We start from the raw sequence: 26,907 nt of genomic DNA, 5'->3' as shown, positions 1-26,907 counted from the left end.
TTTAGTTAAGTTTTGTTAGTTTTAGATAGTTATAGTAATGTGTCGTTAGGAAATGACCAAATACAAACTAACTTAAACAAACAAAATAAGTCTTACATAGAGGGGGAGTAAATGTGAAAAAGATCGTTTTATTGGTATCCAGTCTGCTCTTGATTTTCACTTTAGTGGGTTGCGGCACAGGAAATACTGCCCAATCCTCAGAAAACACTGCAAACACTTCACAGACTCAAGCGAAACCCACTGAAATCATGATCGCCGCTGCCGCAAGTTTAAAAGATTCCTTGACGGAACTTCAAAGCGATTATGCAAAAGTAAAACCCGGTGTAAAACTTACCTTTAATTTTGCGGCTTCCGGTACCCTTCAGCAGCAAATCGAACAGGGTGCTCCCGTGGACTTATTTATTTCTGCCGGAAAGAGTCAGATGGATGCCCTAGAGAAAAAGAATTTATTGCTTAAAGACAGCAGAATCAACTTACTGGGCAATGATTTAGTTCTCGTTGCCGGGAAAGATAACAGCAAGATTACTGCCGTACAAGATGTGGCGAAAGCGGATGTTAGTCAGGTCAGTATTGGTACTCCTGAATCAGTGCCTGCAGGCAAATATGCCCAGGAATCTTTGAAGAACCTCAAACTTTGGGATGCTGTCCAGTCCAAACTGGTACAAGCCAAAGATGTGACTCAGGTCCTTAATTACGTTGAAACAGGGAATGCAGATGCAGGTTTTGTTTATCGCTCGGATGCTCAACAATCAAAGAAAGTAAAAGTAGTAGCCGTTGTTCCCGATAACACTCACACTCCCATCGTTTACCCGGCAGCTATTATTGCCGCAACGAAAAATCAGCAAGCTGCTCAAGATTTCTTCAAATACTTACAAAGTGCCGATGCTCAAAAAGTTTTTCAAAACTATGGATTTAAAACCTTAGCAAAATAATTGATAGCCGGGTGAGTCCTATGGATTTTAGCTTTGTGCCGATTATATTATCTCTCAAAGTTGCTTTGGCGGCTGTTATCATTGTCACCTGTTTTTCCATTCCCATAGCAGGACTCATGGCACGGCGGGAGTTCTGGGGCAAAGATGTTGTGGAGTCAATTATTACCTTACCCTTAGTACTCCCGCCTTCCGTTATCGGTTTTATGCTCTTGGTTGTTTTCGGGAAGAACGGTCCCTTAGGCGTGTTTCTTGAACAGTTCTTTCATACCAGAGTTGTTTTTACCATCGAGGGAGCGGTGATCGCAGCAGTTGTGGTTTCCTTCCCTTTAATGTACCAATCTGTAAGGGTTGCCATGGAAAATGTTGACCAAAACCTGGAGAAGGCTGCCCGCACTCTAGGAGCGAGGGAAGTAAGGGTCTTTTTCACCATTACTTTGCCGCTGGCTTGGAATGGTATTATTGCCGGTTTGGTTCTGGCCTTCGCCCGGTCTCTGGGGGAATTCGGGGCGACCTTGATGATTGCCGGCAATATCCCCGGCAGAACTCAAACCATGCCTCTGGCTATCTACTTTGCCAATGAATCGGGAGATATGCGTACGGCGAGTATCCTGGTTATTATCATGACTGCCTTTAGCTTCCTGGTGATCTATGGCTTGAATCGCTGGGGAAAAGGAAAACGACGAGATGCGCGGGGAGGCGGGACAAATGCTTAAGGCTCATTTTAAAAAGAAATTACCCTCCTTTGAGCTGGAGGTTGATGTTTCCATCAGTAATGGTATTCTCGCTCTCGTCGGGCATTCCGGTGCCGGCAAGACGACAATTCTGCAATGTGTGGCAGGTCTTCAGACCCCATCTTGGGGAGAAATCACGATTTCCAACAAGGCAGTCTTCTCTTCCGAATTAGGGACAAATGTTCCTATCCGCAAACGGCGTATCGGCTATCTTTTTCAAGATTATGCTTTATTTCCCCACATGACGGTTGAGAAAAATGTCCTGTATGGTAAGCCGAAAAAAGGGAATGCTTCCGAAAAAGTTCTCACCGCCGGAGATGTGCTGGAGATGCTCAAAATTGGACATCTGCGGAATCGCTATCCCAGTCAGATTTCAGGGGGAGAGAAACAAAGAGTTGCCCTTGCCCGGGCTTTAATGACGGAACCGGAATTATTGCTGCTCGATGAACCTCTCTCGGCTCTTGATCAAAACACTCGCAGCACCCTCCAACAAGAGCTGCTTAAGCTTCAAGCACAATGGAAGATTCCTTTTGTTCTCGTGACCCATGATCTTCAGGAAGCCGAAATGTTAGGCAATCAAATTATTAAAATTGATCATGGCCAACAGGAGATAATCAAGGAACAGGTAGAACATGAAAAACTGGAACTAGTCAGGGGACTTAATAATGCCCGGTGAGCGGTTCTATCGTTCATCAATAATAATGTGCATGCTTATAATGTGAAGCCATAATGGTGGACAGAGGGGGAGAAAATCCTCAGGTGATGTTTCTGAAAATTTAATAATGTATCTCCGAGCCAGAAGGACCTAAAGGGCAAATGAGCGCATCCAAGGTCGCTGGACAGGATTTTTGATCCTCAGGGTGTCTCTGGAAACGGGTACGCCTTCACGTTTTGAAAAGGAGCAGCACGGAATACCGGTTAAATATCGGTTTATTAATAATGGCTCCCTTTTTAGGGAGCCATTATTTACGCTCAGACACATACCGCGAAGCGGCACCTTTCTTTGAGCATCAGTGCAGCTAATCCTCGAAGGCACTGTCTCCGCACGTATTAGTCTCTGGCGAAAGCAGCAGGTTAGCTGCAGGTTCAAGCAAAGAAAAAGGAAAGGGGGATACTTTGTTTAGCTTTATACACGGAATAGATTTTTCCCCCTTATGGATTTCCCTCAGGGCGGCAACTTTGGCTACTCTTGTGACCTTCTTTTTCGGCCTGGCGGCTGCAAGTTTTGTCTCAGCTTATCGGGGCAAATTTAAGGGTGTGATTGACGGCCTTCTTACATTGCCTCTGGTTCTGCCGCCCACTGTCGTTGGTTTTCTGCTGCTGTTGATTTTGGGCAGGAACGGTCCTTTGGGCAAACTCCTGCTGGCCCTTGGAATGACGGTGATTTTTTCCTGGCCGGCCACAGTTATTGCAGCTTCTGTTGTGGCATTTCCTTTAATGTATCGGACTGTGCGCAGTGCTTTTGAGCAAATAGACCCCACCCTTATTTATGCCGCCCGTACTTTGGGTGTCTCGGAATGGAAGATTTTCTGGAAGATAACTATTCCTTTGGCCTGGCCGGGGGTAGCCGCCGGGACAGTATTAGCTTTCGCCAGGGCCTTAGGTGACTTTGGCGCTACGCTGATGATCGGCGGCAATATTCCGGGAGAAACACTGACGATTCCCGCGGCTATCTTTTTTGCCGCCGAAGGAGGAGATATGGAAAAGGCCCTGTTATGGGTGATCCTGATTTTTATCATTTCGCTGATCGTCATGACGTTAATGAATTATTGGTCAGATTACCAACGTAAGACTATTATTGCAGGCGGCAGGGAATAACATGGGATTGATTGTTGATATCCGCAAAGAATTAGCGGGTTTTGAACTCAAGGTTAACTTTGAAACTCAGGGAGAGGTATTAGGCCTTTTGGGGGCTTCCGGTTCAGGCAAAAGCATAACGTTACGCTGTATTGCCGGTATAGAATCCCCTGATCAGGGGCGAATTGTCCTCAATGGCCGCGTTTTGTTTGATTCTCAAAAAGGCATTAATCTGCCTTGCCAGCGCAGGAAAGTCGGCTATGTCTTTCAAAATTACGCCCTGTTTCCCCATCTGACGGTGGAAGAAAATATTGGCTTCGGAATTGGAGAGCGGAAGCGGGAAGATCGCCAGGCGATCATCAAAGAAATGGTTACGATGATAAAGTTGGAGGGTTTAGAAAAGAGATACCCCAGCCAGCTCTCAGGAGGCCAACAGCAGCGAGTTGCCCTGGCCAGGGCCTTGGCAGCAAAGCCTGAAGCCTTGCTTTTAGATGAACCCTTTTCCGCTCTGGATGATTATCTGAGAAACCACATGGTCAAACAATTAACGGAGACTTTGGCCGGGTATTCCGGGGCAACTCTGTTTGTGAGCCATAATATAGAGGAAGTCTATCGGGTATGCCAACGTTTGATTCTCTTGGCACGAGGGAAAATCGAAGGGAAAGGAGGGACAGAGGAGGTATTTAAAGCTCCCTCGTCGCTGGCGGCGGCCCAATTAACGGGGTGCAAAAATATTTCTCCTGCCAATTACATATCGCCTTTTAAGCTGGAAGCCTTAGCTTGGGGCATTACCTTAAAAACTAATATTCAGCTCTCACGACAAGTTACCCATGTAGGTGTTCGTGCCCATTTGATCGGAGCTGCCGCCGGGGAAATGAAGGATAACGTCGTTCGCTGCCGGCTTAATTCGCTAAGCGAAGGGCCTTCCAGAATATCGGTTTATCTGGCGGTAGAACAAGACCATTGGAGGCAGGGCAGCCAGCTGCTGGAATGGGAAATGACTCCGCAAATGTGGCGGGCAATGAAAGATCAGCCGCAGCCCTGGAGTTTACGAATTGCCCCCGAAGACCTGATTATTTTCTAAATATTCTTTTGATTTTAAAAAGAGAGGGAGGAAAATAAGATGTTTTCCGGAATTAAGAACCCAAAAGGAAGTCGAGTAATCTTAGGAGTGCTTAGCTGCATTATTCTGCTCCTGTTAGTATCCGTTTCCGGGTGTTCAAGCAGTGTCAAGGATGCTTCAACCACGGCAGGCAGCGGTGCCGGCCAAAGCAAGCAAGTTAAACTTGTCATTTCTACAGCCCCTAGTCTAAAAGGTTCCTTTGATGAAATAAAAACTCTGTATGAGGCTAAAAATCCCCAAGCAGCCTTGACGTTTAATTACGGACCCTCTGGTTCACTGCAAAGTCAAATCGAGCAAGGGGCAGACACGGACATTTATATTTCTCAGGGTAAGCCCCAGATGGATGCTCTGGAACAAAAAGGGCTTATTCAGAAAGATTCAAGGGTCAATTTGTTAGGTGATGAACTGGTCTTAATTGTCAATAAAGACAATACTTCTATTAAAAGTTTTGAAGATTTATGCAAACCGGAGGTTAAGAAAATCGGGATCGGCGAAGCTAAAACTGTTCCGGCGGCTAAGACGACTCAGGAAACTCTTGAAAGTCTCAAATTGTGGGATAAATTAAAACCTAAGATGGTCATAGGTAAGGATCTGATGCAAATTATGGCCTACGTCGAAACGGGCAATGCTGATGCCGGCTTTGTCTGGGATACTATAGCTATCACTTCGGATAAGGTGAACGTTGTGGCAACTGCACCTGCCGCTTACCATTCTCCCATCGTCTTACCGGCTGCCATTGTCGCATCTTCTAAAAACAGCGAGGCGGCTGCCAAATTCTTAGCCTATTTACAAAGTGACGAGGCTATGAAAATTTTCAATAAGCATGGTTTTGTGAAGGGAAAATAATTGAAATCTCGAGGTGGATGGAAATGCTTTATATTAGTGATGAAACGATTGAGCGTTGGCTCAAGGAAGATGTTCCCTATCTTGATTTAACAACCCAGTCTCTTGGTATTGGCGCCTTGAAAGGAAGAATAACGTTTAAGGCGAGAGAATTTACAGTGTTGTCCGGAGTTGAGGAGGTATTAAGGATCTTTGCCAAGCTGGGAATCACGCCGGTTCGATCCCTGCCTTCGGGAACCGTTGTTAATAAAGGGGATGTTTTCATTGAAGCCGAAGGGTTAGCCTCAAGCCTGCATATGGCTTGGAAGGTGTCGCTGAATATCCTTGAATATTCTTCAGGTATTGCCACCAGAACCAGGAAGATGGTGGATAAGATTCAAGCCGTGAATCCCAAGGCTGCTCTTTTAGCTACCCGCAAATCATTTCCGGGTACTAAAGAGCTTTCAATCAAGGCAATTATCGCAGGAGGTGCTTTGCCTCATCGCTTAGGATTGTCGGAGACAATTTTGGTGTTTAAGCAGCATATGGTTTTTCTCGGCGATGTTCATGATTTAGCGCAAAGGGTAAATGAAATTAAAGCCCAGGCCTGTGAGAAAAAATTTATTGTGGAGGTAGAAACCATTGAGGATGCACGTCTTCTGGCTGAAGCCGGCGTTGACGGATTGCAGTTCGATAAAATTCCAGCCTTAGAGCTAAAAACTATTGTGGAGCAAGTCCGGCAGATTAATCCCCGGATTACTCTGCTGGGAGCGGGCGGTATTAATGAAGGAAATATTGAAGAGTACGCTCGTACGGGAATTAATGGTCTTGTAACCACGTCGGTGTATTTCGGAAAACCTTCCGATATCGGAGTCACCATGGAAAAGATAATTTGAGAACTTAAATGAGATGAGATTGGACCTTGGAGAATTTGAAAGGAGCGAGAAAGCCATGGAATGGTTTACCTTAACGATTGACGGGCGGGAAGTCTGCGTTCCTAAAGGCACGACGGTACTCGAAGCCTGCCGTCTGAATAATATTCTGATTCCCACCTTGTGTCATAACCCGGAATTAACACCTTCCGGTTCCTGTCGTTTGTGTGTGGTTCAAATTGAAGGAATGCGTAATCTTCCCCCGGCATGTGCTACCCAAGTTACCCAGGGGATGAATGTAGAAACTCAGACTACCAAGGTAAGAAATGCCCGTAAAATGATTTTGGAATTGTTAGTTGCCAGTCACCCCTTGGATTGCATGACCTGTCAAAAGCTCGGCAGCTGTCTCCTGGCTAAGTATGCTTATGAATATGGTGTCAAAGGGAATGTCTTTCAGGGTGAAAAACACGACCTTCCCATTGATGACACCAATCCCTACATTTTAAGGGACTTGAATAAATGTATCCTCTGTGGAAAATGTATTGCCACCTGTGAGGCGGTTGCAGAGCGCAATGTGATCGGGTTCGCCTATCGGGGATTTAAGACTAAAGTCGCTACATTTATGGATACGGATTTGAAAGATTCGGCTTGTGTTTATTGCAACCGGTGTGTCTCTGTCTGCCCTGTAGGGGCTCTTATGGATAGGAGCACGATCGGTAAAGGCAGAGAGTGGGAATTAACAACAGAAGAAGTGACGTGTACGTTTTGTGAGTCAGGCTGCAAATTCAACCTTAACTTTAAGGACGGTAAGATGGTGGGAGTCACAGCCAAAGCAGCCGCTGCGGGCCGCCCTCTTTGTCTGAAGGGCCGAATTGGTTCTGATTTAAGGTACAATCCTGAGCGCACGGCAAGGCCTTTTGTGAAACAGAACGGGGAATTTGTGCAGGTGACTTGGGGAGAATTTTTAGGCCTTGGCGACATTCTGGAAAAGATTAATTCTCTGGCCTAGAGTTTAACTGCTTTCGAGAAATGGGTTTGGTCTTAAACTAACGACTATGCGAGACTTATTTAAATAATAATAAAAGAGGCGGTCATTTTCTCCAATTAGGAAAATGATCGCTTCCCCGGTGAGACAATTACGTAACTATGCTTCACTGCTAGAATGAACTCGAGTTACCACCCTTGTGACTGATTAATTGAACACCTACTGCGGATATTCAGTGAACCGCCCCTATTTGTACTTCGTTAAGAACGAAAACACTGTTTTCACAGTAGGATAGGGGTTACATCATCTTGGTAAGGCCGGCAACTATATGCAATTGCCGTATAAAAAGCCGTGAATCTGGCTCTTCTGGCTATTGAAATGTTGCTGGGGCGATGATTACTGATTAATGATTATTGTATGTTTCTGTTAAGCTCGTCGACGACTTCTCGCAAGGTTAATATGCCAAACATTGTTTTAGGAAACCCAGCTGTGGGAGCTACCAACATCATGGCATGCTCAATTTCCTCTTTCGTACATCCGCCCGTTAACGCCTTGAGGATATGCGTTCGTAAAGCGTAGGGGTATTGGCATTCAGTAGACAAAGCGACTTTAATTAACCAACATGTTTTTTGATCAAGAGGACCTGTTTCATGAACTAATTTACCATAGGTTTCGTAAGCCTGATAGATTTGCTCGTGGTTGGCTGTAAAATACTTTAAATTTTTCTCAATGGCGTCCAGATTGTCAAAGTAATCGTCCAAACTATTTTCCCCCTCGTAAGTTTAGTGTTAATTTGGCAATAGATGGACAAATTTATTCTCCTTGCAGCGATGTTTTACTGATGTCTTACACGATTCTTGCGGAGTCCCCTCACTATCTGATATACTTTATGTTTAGGATGGATCAGCTGAAATTTTGAACTATTATTTCTGGATATAGAAATGAGGGGGAAGACCTTGGCACAGGCTTCGCAACGTATTCGTAACTTTTCTATTATTGCGCATATTGATCACGGTAAATCCACGCTGGCGGATCGCTTAATTGAATATACGGGAGCCCTCAGCAAGCGTGAAATGGAGGAACAGGTCCTTGATTCCATGGACTTGGAGCGTGAGCGGGGGATAACGATTAAGCTTCAGGCGGTACGCCTCAGTTATCAGGCTAATGATGGTGAGGTTTACGAGTTGAACCTTATTGATACACCTGGGCATGTCGATTTTACTTATGAGGTGTCCAGGAGCTTGGCAGCTTGTGAAGGAGCCTTGCTGGTGGTTGATGCTGTTCAGGGAATTGAAGCCCAAACCCTGGCTAATGTTTATTTAGCGTTGGAGAACAATCTGGAGATTATTCCGGTAATTAATAAAATTGATCTTCCCAGTGCTGAACCTGAGCGGGTGCAGCAAGAAATCGAAGATGTCATTGGGCTGGATGCCAGTGATGCTATTCTTGCTTCGGCTAAAGTGGGAACCGGTGTTGAAGAAATCTTAGAAAGAATCGTGACCATGGTTCCACCTCCTCAAGGAGACGATGAGGCTCCTTTGCAAGCCTTGATTTTTGACTCGAAGTTCGATGCTTATAAAGGAGCAATCTCCTATGTAAGGGTGGTTGAAGGACGGGTAGCCAAAGGTACTACCATGAAGATGATGTCCACGGGAAAGGAATTTGAAGTGACGGAAGTGGGTGTATTCACGCCTGCTATGAAAATCGTCGAAGAACTGAAAGCCGGGCAAGTTGGTTTTATCGCGGCCAGCATTAAGAATGTAAAGGACACTCAAGTTGGGGATACAATTACCGATGCTGAACGTCCTGCTGCCGAACCACTGCCGGGATATCGGAAATCCACCCCGATGGTCTTTTGCGGGCTTTACCCTGTTGAAACCAATGATTATAACCGCTTGCGGGATTCTTTGGAGAAGCTTCATCTAAATGACGCCAGCTTAGTGTTTGAACCGGAGACTTCGGCTGCCCTGGGTTTTGGTTTTCGCTGCGGATTTTTAGGTCTGCTCCACATGGAGATTATCCAGGAACGTTTAGAGAGAGAATATGATTTGAATCTCATAACTACGGCGCCAAGTGTTATCTATAAAGTGAAGAATATCCTTGGAGAAGTCCTGGATATTGACAATCCTTCCAATCTGCCGGTTGTCGATCAGATTGAGACGATTGCGGAACCGGTAGTTAAAGCGACGATTCTGGTTCCCGCTGATTTTGTCGGGCCGATCATGGAACTTAACCAGGAAAAACGCGGGACTTATTTGGCTATGGATTATGTGTCCAAGAGCCGGGTGAGACTGGTCTATGAACTTCCCCTCAGTGAAATCGTCTTCGATTATTTTGATGAATTAAAATCCCGGACCAAAGGGTATGCTTCTCTTGATTATGAGTTAGCAGGCTATAAGGAGTCGGATTTAGTTAAAATCGATGTTCTTTTAAATGGCGAGTTGGTGGATGCCCTTTCCTTTATTGTTCACCGGTCGAAATCCTATAACCGGGGCAGAAAACTGGTGGAAAAGCTGCAAGGGATCATTCCGAGACAAATGTTTGAAATTCCCATCCAGTCCGTCATCGGAAATCGGGTTATTGCCCGCGAAACGGTCCGGGCTATGCGCAAAGATGTCCTGGCGAAATGTTACGGAGGAGATATTTCCCGTAAACGAAAACTCCTCGAGAAGCAAAAAGCGGGGAAAAAGCGCATGAAACAGGTTGGAAATGTTGAAATTCCCCAAGATGCCTTTATGGCCGTGTTAAAGATTGAAGATTAAATGGCTAAATTTATAAGGAGAGAGGTACCAGTTATGCCTTCTCTATATGTTCATGTTCCTTTTTGTATTCAGAAGTGTGATTATTGCGCTTTCTATTCTCATGGACTGACAAATTACTCTAAGGAACTTATCCCCTTATATTTAGAGGGCCTTGAAATTGAACTGGCCAATCGTCAAAAAGATGCTCCGCAAGGAGTGTCTTCTCTTTTTATCGGAGGAGGCACTCCGACAGCGCTGCCCCTTGATAATTTGGAACATCTTCTGAAGCTTATTACCCGTAATTTCTCTTTTGCTGAGCGGGCGGAGAAGACGACAGAAGGGAATCCGGGGACTCTTACGCGAGAGAAGCTGATTTTGCTGCGGGAATACGGAATCAATCGCTTTTCTCTGGGGGTCCAAGCCTTTGACGATAAGCTTTTGAGCAATGTCGGACGGATACACAGCGCTCAGCAGGCACGTGATGGTGTTCTGCTTTTAAGAACCCTGGGATTCACGAACATAAATTTGGACTTGATGTTTGGACTTCCCGGTCAAACTATGAGTTTATGGAAGACGTCTGTTGAAGAAGCCTTGTCGTACAGGCCGGAACATCTTTCTCTCTATGGGTTAATGCTGGAGGAAGGGACTCCATTGTATGACCGCATTGGAGAAGGCTTAGACAGGGCGGAATCAACCGGCGCAGAGGAAGTAAGAAGAGAAGAAGCGGGTGAATCTTATTGCGATGGCGATAGGGATCAAGGTTTGCCTGACGATGACCTTCAAGCGGATATGCAGGAGTGGGCTGTGGAACGTTTGGAGAAGGCCGGTTACATTCATTATGAGACGTCTAATTTTGCTCTTCCCGGCTTTGAGTGTCAGCATAATTTGGGTTATTGGCGCGGAGAGGAGTATTTGGGCTTAGGCCCTGGCGGAGTATCTTGTCTTAAACGTGTTCGGCAAAAGAATGTGGAAGATGTGCGGGCTTATTGGGCAAGTCTTCATGAGGAGAAGGAACCTCTTGATGAAGAAGGGAAAGAGATATTGTCTCTCGAGGAATGTATGGCTGAACGGATGATTTTGGGACTGCGGCTGCGTGAGGGTGTTAGCTTTACGAAGTTTCGCGAGGATTTTGGCGTCGATCTTAGGGATATTTATGGGGATGTCTTGGAACGCTATCGGTATAGGGATTGCTTTGTGATTCAGGGTGATCGTTTGTGTTTGAATGAGAAGTATGCGTTTGTGGCGAATGGGATATTGCGGGAGTTCGTAGGGGGCGCAGGGTGACCCAGCCCTCGGGTCGTACGCTCGCAGAGCAAACTAACCGTTCCAGCGACTGGTTTGGGGAGCGGGGTTCCAGCCATAAGCGCCCTCCGTGGCGCTATGGCTGCGGCGCACGTCCTGTGCGCCGCCCCGTATCTGGGGTCGGTCGCTGGAACGGAAGTTTGCTGGGCTGCTTCCGTAAAGACCTCGTGCTCGTGTCACACTGCGCCCTGGGCTTTGGAGGTGTGAGAGTAATTCTTTGAGGGATGTGTGGTTTGGATCTTGAGAGGTTGGGAGACGGCACATTTCATGTGCGCCGTCTGTCTTGGGCTTGCTGGGGTGTGTCGGGGGGACGGTCCTTTTGACACGATTTATCTGGGGGTCGGCCGCAGGAACGGAAGTTTACTGGGCTGCTCCCGTAAAGACCTCGTGCTCGTGTCACACTGCGCCCTGGGCTTTGGGGGTGTGAGAATAATTTTTTGAGGGATGTGCGGGTTTTGTCTTAAGAGTTTGGGAGACGGCACATTTCATGTGCGCCGTCAGGCTTGGGTGTGAGACGGGCGCAAGCGGATTCAAGGCGTGTCAGCGGGACCGTCCCTTTGACACTCCTTTGACACTCTTTGACACTAAGACCTCGTGCTTGTATCAGGCTGCGCCCTGGCTTTGGGGGGTGTGAGAGTAATTCTTTGAGGGATGTTTGGGTTTGATCTTGAGAGTTTGGGAGACGGCACATTTCATGTGCGCCGTCCGGCTTGGGTATGAGCCGTGGACGGGTGTGTTGGGGGGACGGTTCTTTTGACACGCTTTATCTGGGGGGATGCCGCAAGAACGGGAGTTTGCTGGGCTGCTTCCGTAAAGACTGCGTGCTTGTGTTACGCTGCGCCCTGGGCTTTGGGGGCTTGGGAGGATATGTGTTTGCTTAGTGGGTAAGGCTTGTTGATGTCTGATTTTTGACTGTGAATTGCTTAAAATGTTTCTCAAAATTGGGCATATTATATGAGAAAATGATTCTTGACAAAGATATTAGAGCGTGGTAATGTGAAGACATAAAATGTTAGCACTCATCAGAGGAGAGTGCTAACAACTTGAGGTAACAGTGAAAGGCGGGGAGCATGAATGCAAATGGATGAGCGTAAACGAAAAATACTTCGAGCGATTGTTCAGGATTATATTGCTACCGCTGAACCGGTTGGTTCGCGAACTATTGCTCGAAAGTTTGATTTGGGAGTTTCTCCGGCTACAATTCGCAACGAGATGGCGGATTTGGAGGAGTTGGGCTTTATTGAACAGCCCTATACGTCGGCGGGACGAATTCCTTCGGATGCTGGTTATCGATATTTTGTTGATTGTTTGATGGATGCCCAAACTCTAAGTGATGAGGATAAGGAAATTATTGAACGGGAAAGTACAAAGAAGATTTGTGAGATTCAAGAGGTTGTTTCCCATACCAGCAGGTTACTTTCGGAGTTAACGAGCTTGACTAGTTTAGTTCTTGGTCCGCAAAAGGGAAAGAGTGCTTTTGGCAAGATGCATTTTCTGCCTTATCGGCCGGGTCAGGTTATTATGGTGATTGTAAAGGAAAATGGTGTTGTTGAAAATCATATCGTTGATGTGGGCGAGACTATAACGGCGGAAGATCTGCAAAAGGTTGCTGATGTTTTTAATCAAAAAATGAAGGGGTATTCGTTAAACCAAGTTAAGCGAAGTATTCTGCATGAGATCTATAGTGAATTGTCCCGGCAAAGGCATTTGATTGATAATGCTTTGGAAATGCTTGATGCTATCTTGGATGGCAGTGAAGAAGATGAGCCTATTTATTTGGGCGGAACTCTTAATATGTTAAATCAGCCCGAATTTCGGGATTTAGATAAGGTTAAAAGCTTGTTCAAGGTGTTTGAGGAAAATGAGCCTCTGAAGAAACTTCTGCTGCCGCGTCAGGAAGGACTAAATGTTACTATCGGTGGGGAGAATACTTTGAAGGAATTCCGGGATTGCAGTGTGATTTCGGCAACTTACAAGGTGAATGGGAAGACTATTGGTGCTGTGGGAGTCTTGGGACCGACGAGAATGGATTATGGTAAGGTGATTGCCATTGTCGATTTTATGACGAAAAGTTTGACTGAGGTGCTGGCGCGGGGTAAGCCGCGCGGATATAAGTGATGTTTGAACCTTTTGGTTCATTCCATATAAAATTTAGAGTACGTGAGGTGATTGTGAATAGTGGAAAAGAAGGAAGAGACTTTTAAGGATCAAACGTCCGATGTGAACGAGGAATATACAACCAGCGAATCAGATGGTTCTAAGGAATCTGATACTCAAAACGATAATTCAAATAGCAAAGAAATGACTCCTGCCGAGAAAATTTTGGCCCTGGAAGCTGAGCTTACTCAGGCCAAAGCTAAGGCAGATGAAAACTATGATCGATTCTTGCGTTTGCAGGCGGAGTTTGATAACTATAGGAGACGGACTCAAAAAGAAAAGACTGAAATTGTTAAATATGCCTCTGAACAACTTGTGAGCGAGTTGCTGCCGGTTCTAGACAATTTTGAACGGGCGACGAGTTCTGCCCAAAGTAATCCTGATATAACGGTCTTTTCACAGGGTGTCGATATGATTCTCCGCCAGTTGCAGACGGCTTTGAGTAAAGTTGGTTTGAAACCGATGGAAGCTGTTGGCCAACCTTTTGATCCTAATCTTCATGAGGCTGTTATGAGAGTTGAATCTGAAGATCATCCGGAAAATACCGTGGTAGAAGAATTGCAAAAGGGTTATTTTCTGAAAGAAAAAGTACTGCGTCCCTCGATGGTTAAAGTTTCGAATTAGTGTGTTACTGAATTGAAGGAGGAAATTAGTCATGAGTAAAGTTATTGGTATTGACTTAGGAACTACAAACTCTTGCGTAGCCGTTATGGAAGGCGGAGAGGCTGTTGTTATTCCTAATGCTGAAGGAAATCGTACAACCCCCTCAGTAGTGGGTTTTTCTAAAACCGGAGAACGTTTGGTGGGTCAAGTTGCTAAACGTCAGTCGGTCTCAAATCCTGAGAAGACCGTTATTTCTATTAAACGTCATATGGGTTCTGACTATAAAGTGAAAATTGATGATAAGCCCTACAGTCCGCAAGAAATTTCGGCAATGATTCTGCAGAAACTCAAAACGGATGCCGAAGCTTACCTAGGTCAAACCGTAGATAAAGCAGTAATTACTGTTCCGGCCTATTTCACAGATGCTCAGCGTCAAGCGACAAAAGATGCCGGTTCTATCGCCGGTCTGGAAGTATTACGGATTATTAATGAACCGACAGCTGCTGCTTTGGCCTATGGCTTGGATAAAGAACAGGATCAAACTGTTTTGGTCTATGACCTTGGAGGCGGAACCTTCGATGTTTCAATCCTTGAATTAAGTCAAGGTATGGTAGAAGTTAAAGCAACCAGCGGTAACAACCACTTAGGCGGTGACGACTTCGACCAACGTCTCATTGATTATATGGTGGCCGAGTATAAAAAAACCAATGGCGTTGATCTAGCGAAGGACCGTGTTGCCCTGCAGCGTTTAAAAGAAGCTGCTGAAAAGGCGAAAATTGAGCTTTCCGGTGTGACAACCTCTAACGTTAATCTTCCCTTTATCACAATGACTGAGCAAGGTCCGCAGCACTTAGATATGAACATTTCACGGGCTAAATTCGAAGAGATCATCGCTGATCTGGTCGAAGCAACTCTTGGACCTACTCGTCAAGCTATTGAAGATGCTAAACTCAGTTGGAAAGACATTGATCAAATTATTTTAGTCGGTGGTTCGACTCGGGTTCCTTCTGTCCAAGAGGCTATTCGCAAATTAAGCAGCAAAGAACCTCACAAAGGTGTTAACCCGGACGAAGTTGTTGCTATGGGTGCTGCTATTCAAGGCGGTGTGCTCAGCGGTGAAGTTAAAGACATGATCTTATTGGATGTTACCCCGCTGTCCTTGGGAATTGAGACCCTTGGCGGAGTATTTACCAGGATTATTGACCGTAACACGACTATTCCGACGACCAAATCCCAAATCTTCTCCACTGCAGCGGATAATCAGACTTCTGTTGATATTCATGTACTGCAAGGGGAACGTGAGATGGCCAGTTATAACAAAACTTTAGGCCGCTTCCAGCTCACAGGTATTCCACCTGCACCCCGCGGTATTCCTCAAGTTGAAGTTAAATTTGACATTGATGCTAATGGGATCGTCCACGTTTCCGCTAAAGACATGGCAACGGGCAACGAGCAGAAAGTTACCATTACGTCTTCCACAGGTCTCTCCAAAGATGATATTGAAAAAATGAAACAAGATGCCGAGCTTCATGCTGATGAGGACAAAAAACGTAAAGAATTAATTGATGCTAAGAACCAAGCCGATTCAATGATTTATCAAACCGAAAAAACCCTTAAGGATTTCGAAGGTAAGGGCGATGCGGGAGAACTTGATAGTATCAAGAAAGCTCTCGAAGAACTTAAGACTGCAGCCGCTACGGAAGACGTTGCTGAGATCAATGCTAAGTCAGAGGCTTTGACCAAAGTTCTGCATCCTTATATTGAGAAAATGTATCAACAGCAGGCTGCTAATGCACAAAATGCTGGAGCTCAGCCCGGCCAAGAAGGGGCCGCCAAAAAAGACGATGATGTTGTAGATGCTGAATTTACAGAGGTTGATAAGGATAAATAGGGAGTCGAGAGGTACGCGGCAGAATCCTGGGTAAGCCATTACCGGGCAGCCCCCTTATAATAGATGCGCAGCGGACTGAGAGGCTGCCGAGCCGAATGGTTCGCTGCGCAAAAATAATTGGGCGCAAGGGTTTTCCGGACTTTTGTGCCCGCCTTTGTTTGTATTGGATAAATTTAGATTTTCTAAGATAAGGATATTGCCTTGTGCTTAAACACGAAGGATCATATAATACTAGAGGACTTTATTTTAACCTTAATATGGGGAAATTTTTTCTTTATGGTGTCCTTTAAAGGCCTTAAAGTATTTATTTCTTTAACAGGTTAATTTAGAAACCTGAGAGAATAATGAAACTCTTAAACAGGTTAAAATGGTTGGAAAGTGCGAATGGCTATAGGAGTGATGGAGGAAACCATGAAACGCGATTACTATGAGGTGCTCGGGGTTGAACGGTCGGCCAATGACCAGGAAATTAAGAAGGCCTACCGAAAATTAGCCCGTCAGTATCACCCTGATGCTAACCCAGGCGATAAAACTGCTGAGGAAAAGTTTAAAGAAGTTGCCGAGGCCTATGATGTTTTAAATGATCCCGACAAAAAAGCGCGGTATGACCAATTCGGCCATGCCGGATTTGATCCCAGCCAAGGCGGCGGAGGCTTTGGGGATATGGGAGGCTTTGGCGATATTTTTGATATGTTCTTTGGAGGCGGCGGCGGACAACGACGCAATGGCCCGCAGCGAGGCGCTGATTTGCGTTATGCCATGTCGTTAACCTTTGAAGAGGCTGTTTTTGGTGTGGAAAAGGAAATCCAGATTCCGAGGGACGAGACATGTACGGAATGTCAGGGCTCCGGTGCAGCTCCGGGTACTCATCCGACGACTTGCACTCAGTGTCATGGAAGCGGGCAAGTCAAAATGACCCAACGCACACCCTTTGGGCAGATACAGACGGCACGAACCTGTCCGACTTGTCAAGGAGAAGGCCGGACAATCAGTACTCCCTGTTCCACTTGCCACGGAAAAGGAAAAGTTCGTAAGGTTAAAACGATTAAAATCAATGTTCCTGCTGGTTCTGAAGACGGCCTGAATTTAAGGCTGAGCGGAGACGGCGAGGCTGGAGCTAAGGGCGGACCTTCGGGAGACCTTTATATCGTTCTGCAGGTTAAACCTCATAAATTCTTTGATCGTGAAGGCAACGATGTCTATTGTGAAATTCCGATTACCTTTATTCAGGCTGCTTTGGGCGCGGAAATTGATGTGCCGACCCTGGATGGAGTTGTGAAGATGAAGGTGCCTGAGGGTACTCAGACTTCAACGGTCTTTCGTCTTAAAGGGCATGGCATTCCTTATCGCCGGGGCAACGGTCGCGGAGATCAGCATGTGCGGGTAATTTTGACCACACCGACAAAGCTGAATGAGAAGCAAAAACAACTTCTGCGTCAATTTGGTGAGGCTACTCCTGATCACCAACAAATGGGCAAGAAGTCCTTATTTGAGAAATTTAAAGAAAACCTCCGGGATGCAATGGGTTAAAAATTTTGGTTAATAGAGATAAAAGGAGCATAACATGGATTGGCGTGAAGTAGCGGTGACAATTTCGGCAGAAGGGGAAGAAATTGTTGCCGATCTTTTTTATCAGTTAGGATGTCCGGGTGTGAGTGTCGATGATCCGGAAATTTTACGGGCATACATAGAATCGGGGGCTTGGGATTTCCACGATTTTGGTGAAGTTGAAGCTACGGGAACTACAGTAATTAAAGGCTATTTTCCTGAGGACAATGAACTCTCTGCCAAACTGCAAAGACTTGATCGGGGAATTCGGGATTTGTTGGAGCGTTTTCCGAACTGGGTCGTTCAAGTTAAAGGGATTTCTCTAAAAGAAGAAGATTGGGCAACGGCCTGGAAGGCTTATTTTAAGCCTGCCCGAATTGGCAGGCGGTTTTTAATTAAGCCGAGCTGGGAGCACGTGGATCCGGCGCCGGAAGATATTATACTCGAACTTGATCCGGGCATGGCTTTTGGGACAGGGACTCATCCGACAACGACTCTTTGCCTCAAAGCTTTGGAGAACATTGTTAAACCGGGACAGAAGGTTTTTGATTTAGGGACTGGTTCGGGAATTTTGGCCATTGCGGCTGCCAAGCTCGGGGCTGAGGTTGAGGCTGTAGATCTGGATTCAGTGGCTGTTCGGGTAGCGCAAGAAAATGTGGATTTAAATCATGTTAGTGATAAAGTTCGTGTCTTGCGGGGGGATTTAGGGACAGTGCTCAGCGGTCAAGCCCAGGTTGTTATTGCCAACATCATTGCTGATATTATCCTTATGCTGCTCGAAGACCTCAAGAGAATCTTAAGCCCTGAAGGAGAATTTCTGGCCTCCGGAATTATTGAACACCGGGCTTCTGATGTTGAGGAAGGTATGAAAAAGGCCGGTTTGGAAATCTTAGAACGAGTCGAAGATTCCGGCTGGATTCTAATTCGAGCAAGGTGGGCTAAGCATGAATCGCTTTAAGATTACGGAACTTGGAAAAAATGCTTTTTGGCTGCGCGGAACGGAACGGGATCATCTGGTTCGTGTGCTGCGCTTAACTCCGGGTGATAAGGTTTTGGGCTATGATAACAGCGGCATGGAATATACGGGTGTGATTCTGAAAATCGAAGATAAAAGCGTAACTTGTCGGATTCTCAGCAGTGATTATCCGGAGGTTGAGGCCCATACCTCTGTTTTTGTGGTGGCCGGACTTTCTAAAGGGGAAAAGATGGAATGGGTTATTCAAAAAGGTACAGAGCTTGGCATGAAAGGCCTTTTCCCCCTGCGGGCAAAACGCTCAGTGATGCAGCTTGAGGGAAGTAAGGCTCAGGAACGGGTTGTTCGCTGGCAAAAGATTGCTGGGGAAGCTTCCAAGCAGTCTCACCGGGTAAAGGAGCCTCGGATCGGGGAAGTTTGTAATTGGGGAGACCTGAAAGACAAGCTGCCTGAGGGAACTCAATGGCTGATTCCTTATGAGGAGGAGAAGACCCGGCGTTTGACTTCTGTGCTGAGTACCTTTGATCCGGACCTGCCGATTGCTATTTTGATCGGTCCGGAGGGTGGGTTTGAGGCGGCCGAGGTGGACAGGGCCTGTGAAGAGCTGGGGGCGCAAAGCGTTTCGCTGGGGCCGCGGATTTTGCGGGCGGAAACGGCGGCGTTGGCGGCGTTGACGCTGGTGCTGGGGCATTTCGGGGACGTAGGGTGACCCAGCCCTCGGGTCGTACGTTCGCAGAGCAAACTAACCGTTCAGGAGACTGCTTTGGGGGGCGGGGTTCCCGCCATAAGCGCCATCCCTGGCGCTATGGCGGCGGCGCCCGTCCTGTGCGCCGCCCCGCGTCTGGGGGCGTCTCCTGAACGGAAGTTTGCTGGGCTGCTCCCGTAAAGGCCTCGGGCCCGTGTCACGCTACGTCCGGGGCTTCGGGGGATGTCGGGGCTGTTCTCTGGTGGGAAGGTAAGTCCCATTTGGAGTTTTTTCCGGGGGACGGCACATTTCATGGGCGCCGTCTGTAGGGGGCGAGAAGCGAGACGGGGGGACGGTCCTTTTGACCCGCTTTTGAGGGGATGGGGGGCACGTCCTGTGCGCTGCCCGCGTCTGGGGTCGGTCTCCTGAGCGGAAGTTTGCTGGGCTGCTCCCGTAAAGACCTCGGGCCCGTGTCACGCTACGTTCTGGGCTTCGGGGGATGTTGGGGTTGTTCTTTGGAGAAGGTAGGTCCCATTTTGAGTTTTTCCGGGGGACGGCACATTTCATGTGCGCCGTCTGTAGTGGGCGATAAGCGAGACGGGGGGACGGTCCTTTTGACACGCTTTTGAGGGGATGGGGGGCACGTCCTGTACGCTGCCCGCGTCTGGGGTCGGTCTCCTGAACGGAAGTTTGCTGGGCTGCTCCCGTAAAGACCTCGGGCCCGTGTCACGCTACGTTCTGGGCTTCGGGGAATGTTGGGGCTGTTCTTTGGAGAAGGTAGGTTCCATTTTGAGCCCTTTCTTGGGAGACGGCACATTTCATGTGCACCGTCTGTTGCCTATTTGTGTTAATTCGTGATATGCTGCGAATTAGAAGAACGTGGAAATTTTGAATATGACCGGAACTGGGAATCATAAGCCACGAAAAAGGTGAGTATTAATGGCTATAGAAATTGGACAAGTTAAAACGACCGCTGCTGAGTTCGAATCACGAACTCCGAACCACGAACCACGGTCCGCTGTTTGTTTTCTGACCCTTGGTTGTAAAGTGAACCAAGCAGAAAGTGAAGCGTTGGCTCAGCTTTTTCGTGAGGCTGATTATGATGTGGTAAGTGTCTCGGAGGAAGCGGATGTGGTGGTTGTTAATACTTGTACTGTGACGAATACTGGAGGCAGTAAGTCGCGTCAGGCGATTCGCAGGATGATTAAGGTCCATCCGGAGAGTATTGTTGTGGTGACGGGGTGTTATGCCCAAACTGCTCCTGGGGATGTTCTTGATATTGAAGGGGTGGATCTGGTTCTAGGGACTCAGGATCGTGGGAAAATCTTAGAGTGGATAGAGCGGGTTAAGCAGGAGCGCAGGCCGCAGAATGCTGTGCGTGGGATTGAGGATGCGGGTGAGTTTGAGGAGCTTCCTCAGCTCAATGAGGAAAATAGGACGAGGGCGTTTCTGAAAATCCAGGAGGGGTGCAATCAGTTTTGTACATATTGTATTATTCCTTATGCGCGGGGTCCTTTACGGAGCCGTCAGCCGGATAAGGCTCTTGCTGAGGCCAGGAGGTTGGCGGAGGAGGGTTACCCGGAAATTGTTCTGACAGGGATTCATACGGGGTTTTATGGTCAGGATTTGAACTCGGGTTGGAATTTAGCGCGTTTGATTCGTGAGCTGGTTGGAATTCCGGGGCTGCGCCGTTTGCGGCTGAGTTCGATTGAGCCGATGGAATATACGCCTGAGCTGATTGATTGTATTGCTTCTTCGGATATTGTTTGTCCTCATGTACATATGCCTTTACAAAGCGGCAGTGATAGGGTGTTAGTCCGTATGCACCGTCCTTATACGTTACAGGATTATCGGGAGTTATTGCTTCGTTTACGACAAAGGATTCCTGGACTTGCGGTTACGACGGATATTATTGTAGGCTTTCCGGGGGAGACAGAGGAGGATCATGCTTCAACGTTGAATTTTGTGAGGGAATGTGGTTTTGCGGGTGTGCATGTGTTTCCTTATTCCAAACGTCAGGGTACTCCCGCTGCTGATTATCCTGATCAAATTCTCAAGAAAGTTAAGGATCAAAGGGTTAAGGCGTTAATGGCGGCTGCTCGTGAAAGTCAGGAAGCGTTTATGCGCAGATTTATCGGGAAACGGGTAGAAGTACTGGTGGAACGGGTTGATCCCGAGGGCAATGCTGTTGGCCACACGCCCCATTATATTGAGGTTCATTTGCCGAGACAGCAAAGTAAGCCCTGGTTTTCACGCCAATTTGTTCAAGTTGTTTTAGAAGAAGATTTTATCCAATCGTAAGACTCCCACTTCTTAAGTGGGAGTGGGGCTTTCGTACCCTGCTTCGGTGGGGGTAGAATCCCCCACCGAAGTCCCGATATTCAGCTTTAGCTGAACGAGTTCACTCAGAGGTAAATCTTAACCTTTAATGCCAAAACATGTCGTTGTTAGGGAAGTATTCAAAAGGATATTTTGGATTATGATAAGGAGGCAAAGAAAATGTATAGTGACGATTGTATTTTCTGTAAAATTGCCCAACGCAAAATACCCAGTGATATAATTTACGAAGATGATCAAGTGGTGGCTTTTAAAGATATTCAGCCTTTAGCGCCTGTACACTTGTTAGTAATTCCTAAGAATCATTTGAGCAGCGTTAATGAGGTTACATCTGAGTATGAGGGGCTGATCGGTCATCTTTTCGGGGTAATACGTCGATTAGCTCAAGAGTTCGGAGTAGCAGAGACAGGCTACCGAGTTGTGACCAATACCGGAGCTGATGGTGGCCAAGTCGTGGGACATATTCATTTTCATTTGCTCGGCGGGCAGGCTCTTGAGGCTAAAATCGGCTAGATGCCTTGCTCGCACGAGGATATCAGGATATTACAATGCTGTTATTATGATCATCAAGTCAGCTTGACGCAATCCAGTTATTCCATTATAATTATAAGGTATATTTGTGATGATCCAGTGGAGGGAGGGATAAGACAATGAGTGAAGTCAGAGTTGGTAAAAACGAATCCCTTGATGCCGCACTCCGCAGGTTCAAGCGTTCTTGTCAAAAGGCAGGGGTCAGTGCAGAAGCTCGTAAACATGAGGCCTATGAAAAGCCGAGCGTGAGAAGAAAGAAAAAGTCTGAAGCTGCACGTAAACGCAAGTTCAAGTAAGGAGTGTCTTGAATTGTCCCTGAAAGATCGCCTCGTTGAGGATATGAAGGTTGCCATGAAGGCCAAAGAGGAGGGGAAGGTAAGACTTTCCGTCATCCGAATGGTCAGGGCTGCTATAAAAAATGCTGAGATTGATAAGCACATCGAATTCAATGATGACCAGGTTGTTGAAGTTTTGGCACGAGAATTAAAATTGCGTCGAGATGCGTTGGAAGTATTTGGTAAAGCGGATCGCCCTGAAAAGGTAAATGCTTTGGAAGAGGAAATTGCCATCCTGAAAGAATACCTTCCTCAACAGCTTTCCGAAGGGGAAATTCGCCAACTCGTACAAGAGACCATTGCCGCAGTGGGGGCGCAAGGCCCTAAGGATCTCGGCAAAGTCATGGGTGCTTTGTCACCAAAGACGAAAGGTCGGGCAGATGGCAAATTTGTCAATCTTATTGTACGTGAAGTGCTCGGGGCATAATATTTGAAGATGAGAAAAGACTCGGTGGCGTAAGCCTCTGGGTCTTTTTGCCTTATCAAGACGACGTTTCAGTTTTCTTTGCATAATAAATCGTGGGCTTGGACTATTCTGGCTCTTCCCTTCATAGATTTTTACAGAAGGGAGGAGCTTTTTGTGTTTAAAAAAATCCAAACAAGTGTCGGAGATATTTTGGATTTCCCGCCGGATGTAGCTGGAGAGGGTCCGAAAATTACGATAACGGGAAGACAAGAAATTTTAGTTGAGAATTACCAGAGCATTATTAATTTTTCAGAGGAAGAAATCCGTCTGGAAACGGCCGATGGAGAGATTTTTCTTAGTGGCAAGGGGTTTGTCCTGAAAACTATTTTAGCCACGGAGCTGCGGATTGAAGGGAAATTAAACGCTTTGAGCTTTGAGGAAGGGGCAGAAAAAAATGTTTGACCGGTTGAGGGCATTTTGGCAAGGAAGAGTTTTTTTTATTGCTCGGGGAGAACAGCTGCCGCGCTTTCTCAACTACGTCTTGCAAGAGGGTGTGGTCCTTTACCATACTCAGCGCTCTGAGCGGGGAATGCGGGCTCAAGTCCGTCTTGATGATTTTCGGCGTTTGAAAAGGGCCGCCCGGAGGACTCATACAAGGGTGCATATTATTGCCAAATATGGCTGGCCTTTTGTAGCGGCGCGTTGGTGGAGAAGAAAAGGGCTGCTGGCCGGGATAGCTGTTATTGCTGTGGGATTGACAGTTTTATCCCAGCTTGTCCTTGTCATCTCTGTAACAGGCAATCGAAGGATTGAGACTTCGGAAATTATACAGCGGGCAGAAAAACTAGGCTTGAGAACCTGGACCTATTCGAAAGGATTGGACTTAAACAAGATTGCCAAAACCCTGCAGGAGGAATTGCCGGATGCGGCTTGGGTCGGCTTGGAACGCAATGGAACTGAGATCCAAATTAAGATTTCGGAAAAGATTCGGCCGTCGATTCCTAAAGAGGCAGGCAATTTGGTTGCCAGTCATGCCGGCCTTGTTAAGGAAATCATGGTGATTCAAGGGGTTCCTCAGGTTCATGAAGGGGAACTGGTGCGAGCCGGTCAAGTTTTGATAGCCAAGGCCCCAAACCTTGGCGCACCAACAACGCCAAGCGTTTCCAAGGTCAAGCCAAACCCTGCTAAGAGTACTACTCCGGATCTTCCGACATCTGCTGCCAAAGGATTTGTGCGAGGACGTGTATGGTATAGCGCTGAGGAGATAATACCTTTAGTTGAAGATAAAAATCAAGAAAGTGGAAGAGCTGCAAACGGATGGGGTATAAAATTTGGATCTCGCGTCATAATGGTAACAATGCAGAATTCTCCCTTTGCACAAGCAGATAAAGAAGTCCTTAGCCATTCTTTACAGGTCTGGAGGAATTGGCGTTTTCCTGTCGAAGTTATACAAGTCAACTATAAGGAACTGCAAAACGTTCATATTCAACGGTCGGTTCAAGAAGCTCGTCAATTAGCGGAAGAGACTGCTCGGGGTGAAGTCATGAAGAAAATTTCGCCTGGGACTCAGATAATCGAAGAAACTGTGAAAGTTCTTCCCGGTAATACCGGAGTTGAACGAGTCAGGGTAGAAGTAGAAACTTACGAGGATCTTGCAGTTTATGCAAATCCTTAAGAGTGACCAGAATAAGATTTTTCGGTCTTTGAGGTCTGGATGGACTGAAAAGTAAGGATGATGGTTTTTGAAGATTAAAAGATTCAAAAGGACTTGGAGAGAGATTTCCAACCGTCTGGATTGGTTTAGACATCACACGTTTTGGCTGCGTGCCATTATTGCGGTGATGTATTTTCTGTTGTTTACCGTTTTGTTATCTTCAAATTTGTTTGTTTCCAAGCTTCATCTGGAGGTTAATGAACCAAGCCCCCAGCTTATTACCGCTCCATGGACCAAAGATATTGAAGATACAGAAAAGTATGCTCAGGACCAGGATGCTGCGGCGAACGCTGTTCAACCGGTTTATAAACCGGATGAAGACTTTTTTAATAGTCTGACCAGAGATCTGGGCGATGACTTTACAGCTCTGCATAATGCCGCGGCTGTGGCAGGAGATGATAGTGCCCGTGTTGCAAAATTAAAGCAAACCCAGCCCTTTAATACGTTATCCCAAGGGATCTTATTATCCTTGCTCAAAACGTCCTCCGATGCTTTGGACACCGAAGAACAGGTCGGCGGGGATATTATCCTGACGAGAGCCCGCAATGTGGTTACCGGGGCTCGTACGGATACAGATGTTGCTCCGCTGCGCGAACGAACAAAAACGGATATTGATCAGTCGGCTTTGCATGATGACGCTAAAGCCTTTTTCAAAGCCTTTATCGATCAGGAATTAACTCGCCCGACTCTGGTTGTGGATGCGCAAACAACACAAAAGCTGCGTAATGCTGCCCGTGCGTCTGTTAAACGGGACATTACCCAGTATAAGGCTAATCAAAAAATTGTGGGCCCCGGTGAGATTGTTACTAAGGATATTTACAATGTATTATCTCAGTACGGGTTGATTAACAGCCGCAATACTTGGGAGGCTGCCGCAGGGATAGCTTTGTTAGTGTTTTTTGGCCTGGCAGCGATTATAGGGTATTTGTATCAATATAAGCGGGATATTTTACGCTTGACGAACCGCTTGGTTCTGATTGGGCTCACGATGGTTTTAGTGCTGGTGATGGGCAGAGGTGTTGTTTCCATTAATTTAGGCGGAAACGATTTTAATGCCATGGCTGGAATCCTGATCCCTGTTGCCTGGGCGACTATGTCAGTGGCAATATTAATTGATGCAGATGTAGCCTTGCTTGTTTCCGTAGTTTTAGCGGTTTTTGTAACAATTTTAGTTGATCCGACTCTATCCACGGCAATTGGCCTTCAAATGGGGCTCGTAGCTCTTTTTGGAGGGGTGGTGGGAGTTTACAGTGTGTCCCATCTAAGCCAGCGGTCAGATTTGGCCCGCGCCGGTCTTTTCGTTTCAGCAGCTAACGCTTTAATGGTGAGTTCCATAGCTTTGACTACTGGAGCAAGCTTAGCTGTTTGGATTGTGGGGTTAATCTTAGGCATTGTCAATGGCTTGGCGTCATCATTCTTGACCGTCGGCGCCTTGCATTGGTTTGAATCGGGATTTCATATTACATCCTCGGTTCGGCTTTTGGAATTATCCAATCCAAACCGCCCACTGTTGAAACGTTTATTAATGGAGGCGCCGGGAACTTATCATCACAGTATACTTGTAGGGAATTTGGCAGAAGCTGCTGCAGAGGCAGTTCAGGCTGATGCCACGTTGGTCAGGGTAGCAGCGTTATATCACGACATTGGGAAACTAAAACGCCCTTATTTCTTTATTGAAAATCAGTTTACCCAAGACAATCCTCATGATAAGATCGCCCCGACTTTAAGTGCATTGATTATTATTTCCCATATTAAAGACGGACTGGAATTCGCCAAGGAAAATAAACTTCCGCAGCAGATTCAGGATATTATAGCTCAGCACCATGGGGACGGTTTAGTCAGCTATTTCTATCATAAGGCTCTTGAGGAAAAAGACGATGTTCCTGAGGAAGCCTTCCATTATGAAGGTCCCAGACCACAAACGAAAGAATCAGCTCTGGTCAGTCTTGCCGATACGGTTGAAGCGGCTGTGCGTTCTATGAAACATCCTACACCGGGACGAGTTGAAGGCTTTGTCAGGAAAATAATTAAGGACAAGCTCAATGACGGGCAGCTTGATCAATGCGATTTAACATTTCAGGATCTGGATCGAATCGCTATGGCCTTCGTTAGAGTTCTAAGCGGAATCTTCCATTCTCGGGTGGAGTATCCGGAACTGCCATCGGGGAAAGATCACTCTCCAAAGAAGCTCGTGACTGATGCCAGTAAAGCAGCCGGAAAAGGTAATGAAGATGGGGCTTCTCAAGAACAACATGAGAGTTCGGAGAAAACTGTCGCTAAGGATAAGGCAGAATCAGAACCACAGCCACAGCCGGAAGAATCACAGGCAGCACCACAGACAACTCCAGAGCATCCTGTGCAGAATTCGTAGCTAACGTTTTTTATGGAGGGAGGAAGGGCATCATGAGACTAATTATTGACT

At 46.6% G+C, this 26,907-nt stretch carries 24 protein-coding genes and 1 riboswitch; of the genes, 23 read left to right on the top strand and 1 reads right to left on the bottom strand.

The genetic code is table 11. The annotated features are described in order from the left end of the window. Positions 1–113: 113 nt before the first annotated feature. From modA (B5Y67_RS23345) to B5Y67_RS23310, 8 genes are all read left to right on the top strand, one after another. Positions 114–932, top strand: a complete 819-nt coding sequence (gene modA / locus B5Y67_RS23345) for a molybdate ABC transporter substrate-binding protein (protein WP_088228773.1) — start codon at positions 114–116, stop codon at positions 930–932. A gap of 20 nt (positions 933–952) precedes the next feature. Then, positions 953–1,645 carry a molybdate ABC transporter permease subunit gene (gene modB, locus B5Y67_RS23340; protein ID WP_088228772.1) on the top strand — a complete coding sequence of 231 codons (693 nt, stop codon included), beginning with the start codon at positions 953–955 and terminating at the stop codon, positions 1,643–1,645. Next, a complete protein-coding gene (locus tag B5Y67_RS23335; protein ID WP_088228771.1) occupies positions 1,638–2,339 on the top strand; it encodes an ATP-binding cassette domain-containing protein in 702 nt (233 codons plus the stop codon). Before modB (B5Y67_RS23340) ends, B5Y67_RS23335 begins: the two co-directional genes overlap by 8 nt. Positions 2,340–2,439: 100 nt before the next feature. Further along, positions 2,440–2,582, top strand: a riboswitch (molybdenum cofactor riboswitch). A 197-nt stretch (positions 2,583–2,779) separates the two neighbouring features. Next, positions 2,780–3,481, top strand: a complete 702-nt coding sequence (gene modB, locus B5Y67_RS23330; protein WP_242976094.1) for a molybdate ABC transporter permease subunit — start codon at positions 2,780–2,782, stop codon at positions 3,479–3,481. A gap of 1 nt (position 3,482) precedes the next feature. Beyond that, the gene (locus B5Y67_RS23325; RefSeq protein WP_088228770.1) at positions 3,483–4,544 is read left to right on the top strand and encodes an ATP-binding cassette domain-containing protein; all 1,062 of its coding nucleotides are present in this window, start codon (positions 3,483–3,485) and stop codon (positions 4,542–4,544) included. A gap of 39 nt (positions 4,545–4,583) precedes the next feature. Next, the gene (gene modA, locus B5Y67_RS23320; RefSeq protein ID WP_088228769.1) at positions 4,584–5,429 is read left to right on the top strand and encodes a molybdate ABC transporter substrate-binding protein; all 846 of its coding nucleotides are present in this window, start codon (positions 4,584–4,586) and stop codon (positions 5,427–5,429) included. Positions 5,430–5,452: 23 nt separating this feature from the next. After that, positions 5,453–6,301 carry a ModD protein gene (modD, locus tag B5Y67_RS23315; protein ID WP_088228768.1) on the top strand — a complete coding sequence of 283 codons (849 nt, stop codon included), beginning with the start codon at positions 5,453–5,455 and terminating at the stop codon, positions 6,299–6,301. A gap of 55 nt (positions 6,302–6,356) precedes the next feature. Next, positions 6,357–7,286, top strand: coding sequence for a 2Fe-2S iron-sulfur cluster-binding protein (locus B5Y67_RS23310; RefSeq protein WP_088228767.1), 930 nt, complete (start codon positions 6,357–6,359; stop codon positions 7,284–7,286). Between the two features lie 386 nt (positions 7,287–7,672). Here the strand turns inward: B5Y67_RS23310 and B5Y67_RS23305 are convergent, their stop codons facing one another. Then, entirely contained in the window at positions 7,673–8,023 is a 351-nt protein-coding gene (locus B5Y67_RS23305; protein ID WP_088228766.1) for a carboxymuconolactone decarboxylase family protein, read from the bottom strand. 195 nt (positions 8,024–8,218) lie between these two features. Here B5Y67_RS23305 and lepA point away from each other — a divergent pair, with 195 nt between their 5' ends. The 15 genes from lepA (at position 8,219) to B5Y67_RS23225 (ending at position 26,856) form a co-directional block, all read left to right on the top strand. Continuing rightward, positions 8,219–10,024 carry a translation elongation factor 4 gene (gene lepA, locus B5Y67_RS23300; RefSeq protein WP_088228765.1) on the top strand — a complete coding sequence of 602 codons (1,806 nt, stop codon included), beginning with the start codon at positions 8,219–8,221 and terminating at the stop codon, positions 10,022–10,024. Between the two features lie 33 nt (positions 10,025–10,057). Continuing rightward, positions 10,058–11,287: a radical SAM family heme chaperone HemW gene (hemW, locus tag B5Y67_RS23295; RefSeq protein ID WP_088228764.1), complete on the top strand. Its 1,230-nt coding sequence runs from the start codon at positions 10,058–10,060 to the stop codon at positions 11,285–11,287. A 1,092-nt stretch (positions 11,288–12,379) separates the two neighbouring features. After that, on the top strand, positions 12,380–13,423 hold the full coding sequence (gene hrcA, locus B5Y67_RS23285; RefSeq protein ID WP_088228762.1) for a heat-inducible transcriptional repressor HrcA: 1,044 nt from the start codon (positions 12,380–12,382) through the stop codon (positions 13,421–13,423). A gap of 60 nt (positions 13,424–13,483) precedes the next feature. Next, positions 13,484–14,086: a nucleotide exchange factor GrpE gene (gene grpE, locus B5Y67_RS23280; RefSeq protein ID WP_088228761.1), complete on the top strand. Its 603-nt coding sequence runs from the start codon at positions 13,484–13,486 to the stop codon at positions 14,084–14,086. 31 nt (positions 14,087–14,117) lie between these two features. Beyond that, positions 14,118–15,956 (top strand): molecular chaperone DnaK, encoded by a 1,839-nt coding sequence (gene dnaK, locus B5Y67_RS23275; RefSeq protein ID WP_088228760.1) that lies wholly within the window; start codon positions 14,118–14,120, stop codon positions 15,954–15,956. A 411-nt stretch (positions 15,957–16,367) separates the two neighbouring features. Further along, on the top strand, positions 16,368–17,486 hold the full coding sequence (gene dnaJ / locus B5Y67_RS23270) for a molecular chaperone DnaJ (RefSeq protein WP_088228759.1): 1,119 nt from the start codon (positions 16,368–16,370) through the stop codon (positions 17,484–17,486). Between the two features lie 34 nt (positions 17,487–17,520). Then, entirely contained in the window at positions 17,521–18,462 is a 942-nt protein-coding gene (prmA, locus tag B5Y67_RS23265) for a 50S ribosomal protein L11 methyltransferase (RefSeq protein WP_088228758.1), read from the top strand. Beyond that, positions 18,449–19,186 carry a 16S rRNA (uracil(1498)-N(3))-methyltransferase gene (locus tag B5Y67_RS23260; RefSeq protein ID WP_088228757.1) on the top strand — a complete coding sequence of 246 codons (738 nt, stop codon included), beginning with the start codon at positions 18,449–18,451 and terminating at the stop codon, positions 19,184–19,186. Before prmA ends, B5Y67_RS23260 begins: the two co-directional genes overlap by 14 nt. Before the next feature lie 915 nt (positions 19,187–20,101). Beyond that, positions 20,102–21,463 carry a tRNA (N(6)-L-threonylcarbamoyladenosine(37)-C(2))-methylthiotransferase MtaB gene (gene mtaB / locus B5Y67_RS23255; RefSeq protein WP_088228756.1) on the top strand — a complete coding sequence of 454 codons (1,362 nt, stop codon included), beginning with the start codon at positions 20,102–20,104 and terminating at the stop codon, positions 21,461–21,463. 198 nt (positions 21,464–21,661) lie between these two features. Further along, positions 21,662–22,012 (top strand): histidine triad nucleotide-binding protein, encoded by a 351-nt coding sequence (locus B5Y67_RS23250; RefSeq protein WP_088228755.1) that lies wholly within the window; start codon positions 21,662–21,664, stop codon positions 22,010–22,012. Between the two features lie 137 nt (positions 22,013–22,149). Further along, positions 22,150–22,326: a 30S ribosomal protein S21 gene (rpsU, locus tag B5Y67_RS23245; RefSeq protein ID WP_014828857.1), complete on the top strand. Its 177-nt coding sequence runs from the start codon at positions 22,150–22,152 to the stop codon at positions 22,324–22,326. Positions 22,327–22,339: 13 nt separating this feature from the next. Continuing rightward, the gene (locus B5Y67_RS23240; protein WP_088228754.1) at positions 22,340–22,792 is read left to right on the top strand and encodes a GatB/YqeY domain-containing protein; all 453 of its coding nucleotides are present in this window, start codon (positions 22,340–22,342) and stop codon (positions 22,790–22,792) included. A gap of 153 nt (positions 22,793–22,945) precedes the next feature. Next, positions 22,946–23,233 (top strand): YabP/YqfC family sporulation protein, encoded by a 288-nt coding sequence (locus B5Y67_RS23235; protein WP_088228753.1) that lies wholly within the window; start codon positions 22,946–22,948, stop codon positions 23,231–23,233. After that, positions 23,226–24,446 carry a sporulation protein YqfD gene (locus tag B5Y67_RS23230; RefSeq protein ID WP_088228752.1) on the top strand — a complete coding sequence of 407 codons (1,221 nt, stop codon included), beginning with the start codon at positions 23,226–23,228 and terminating at the stop codon, positions 24,444–24,446. Before B5Y67_RS23235 ends, B5Y67_RS23230 begins: the two co-directional genes overlap by 8 nt. A 166-nt stretch (positions 24,447–24,612) precedes the next feature. After that, positions 24,613–26,856 (top strand): HDIG domain-containing metalloprotein, encoded by a 2,244-nt coding sequence (locus tag B5Y67_RS23225; protein ID WP_088229061.1) that lies wholly within the window; start codon positions 24,613–24,615, stop codon positions 26,854–26,856. Positions 26,857–26,907 lie beyond the last annotated feature (51 nt).

The organism is Desulfosporosinus sp. FKB (assembly GCF_002196705.1).
Lineage (GTDB): Bacteria > Bacillota > Desulfitobacteriia > Desulfitobacteriales > Desulfitobacteriaceae > Desulfosporosinus.
Note: the sequence above shows the minus strand (reverse complement) of the source record. Positions and strands in the feature narration are given on the sequence as shown.

What these genes read in the sequence shown, in the direction of transcription:
- modB (WP_088228772.1), top strand. Translation starts at nt 953, where the DNA reads ATGGATTTTAGCTTTGTGCCGATTATATTATCTCTCAAAGTTGCTTTG.
- B5Y67_RS23335 (WP_088228771.1), top strand. Translation starts at nt 1,638, where the DNA reads ATGCTTAAGGCTCATTTTAAAAAGAAATTACCCTCCTTTGAGCTGGAG.
- B5Y67_RS23325 (WP_088228770.1), top strand. Translation starts at nt 3,483, where the DNA reads ATGGGATTGATTGTTGATATCCGCAAAGAATTAGCGGGTTTTGAACTC.
- modA (WP_088228769.1), top strand. Translation starts at nt 4,584, where the DNA reads ATGTTTTCCGGAATTAAGAACCCAAAAGGAAGTCGAGTAATCTTAGGA.
- modD (WP_088228768.1), top strand. Translation starts at nt 5,453, where the DNA reads ATGCTTTATATTAGTGATGAAACGATTGAGCGTTGGCTCAAGGAAGAT.
- B5Y67_RS23310 (WP_088228767.1), top strand. Translation starts at nt 6,357, where the DNA reads ATGGAATGGTTTACCTTAACGATTGACGGGCGGGAAGTCTGCGTTCCT.
- hemW (WP_088228764.1), top strand. Translation starts at nt 10,058, where the DNA reads ATGCCTTCTCTATATGTTCATGTTCCTTTTTGTATTCAGAAGTGTGAT.
- hrcA (WP_088228762.1), top strand. Translation starts at nt 12,380, where the DNA reads ATGCAAATGGATGAGCGTAAACGAAAAATACTTCGAGCGATTGTTCAG.
- dnaK (WP_088228760.1), top strand. Translation starts at nt 14,118, where the DNA reads ATGAGTAAAGTTATTGGTATTGACTTAGGAACTACAAACTCTTGCGTA.
- dnaJ (WP_088228759.1), top strand. Translation starts at nt 16,368, where the DNA reads ATGAAACGCGATTACTATGAGGTGCTCGGGGTTGAACGGTCGGCCAAT.
- prmA (WP_088228758.1), top strand. Translation starts at nt 17,521, where the DNA reads ATGGATTGGCGTGAAGTAGCGGTGACAATTTCGGCAGAAGGGGAAGAA.
- B5Y67_RS23260 (WP_088228757.1), top strand. Translation starts at nt 18,449, where the DNA reads ATGAATCGCTTTAAGATTACGGAACTTGGAAAAAATGCTTTTTGGCTG.
- mtaB (WP_088228756.1), top strand. Translation starts at nt 20,102, where the DNA reads ATGGCTATAGAAATTGGACAAGTTAAAACGACCGCTGCTGAGTTCGAA.
- B5Y67_RS23250 (WP_088228755.1), top strand. Translation starts at nt 21,662, where the DNA reads ATGTATAGTGACGATTGTATTTTCTGTAAAATTGCCCAACGCAAAATA.
- rpsU (WP_014828857.1), top strand. Translation starts at nt 22,150, where the DNA reads ATGAGTGAAGTCAGAGTTGGTAAAAACGAATCCCTTGATGCCGCACTC.
- B5Y67_RS23230 (WP_088228752.1), top strand. Translation starts at nt 23,226, where the DNA reads ATGTTTGACCGGTTGAGGGCATTTTGGCAAGGAAGAGTTTTTTTTATT.
- B5Y67_RS23225 (WP_088229061.1), top strand. Translation starts at nt 24,613, where the DNA reads ATGTATTTTCTGTTGTTTACCGTTTTGTTATCTTCAAATTTGTTTGTT.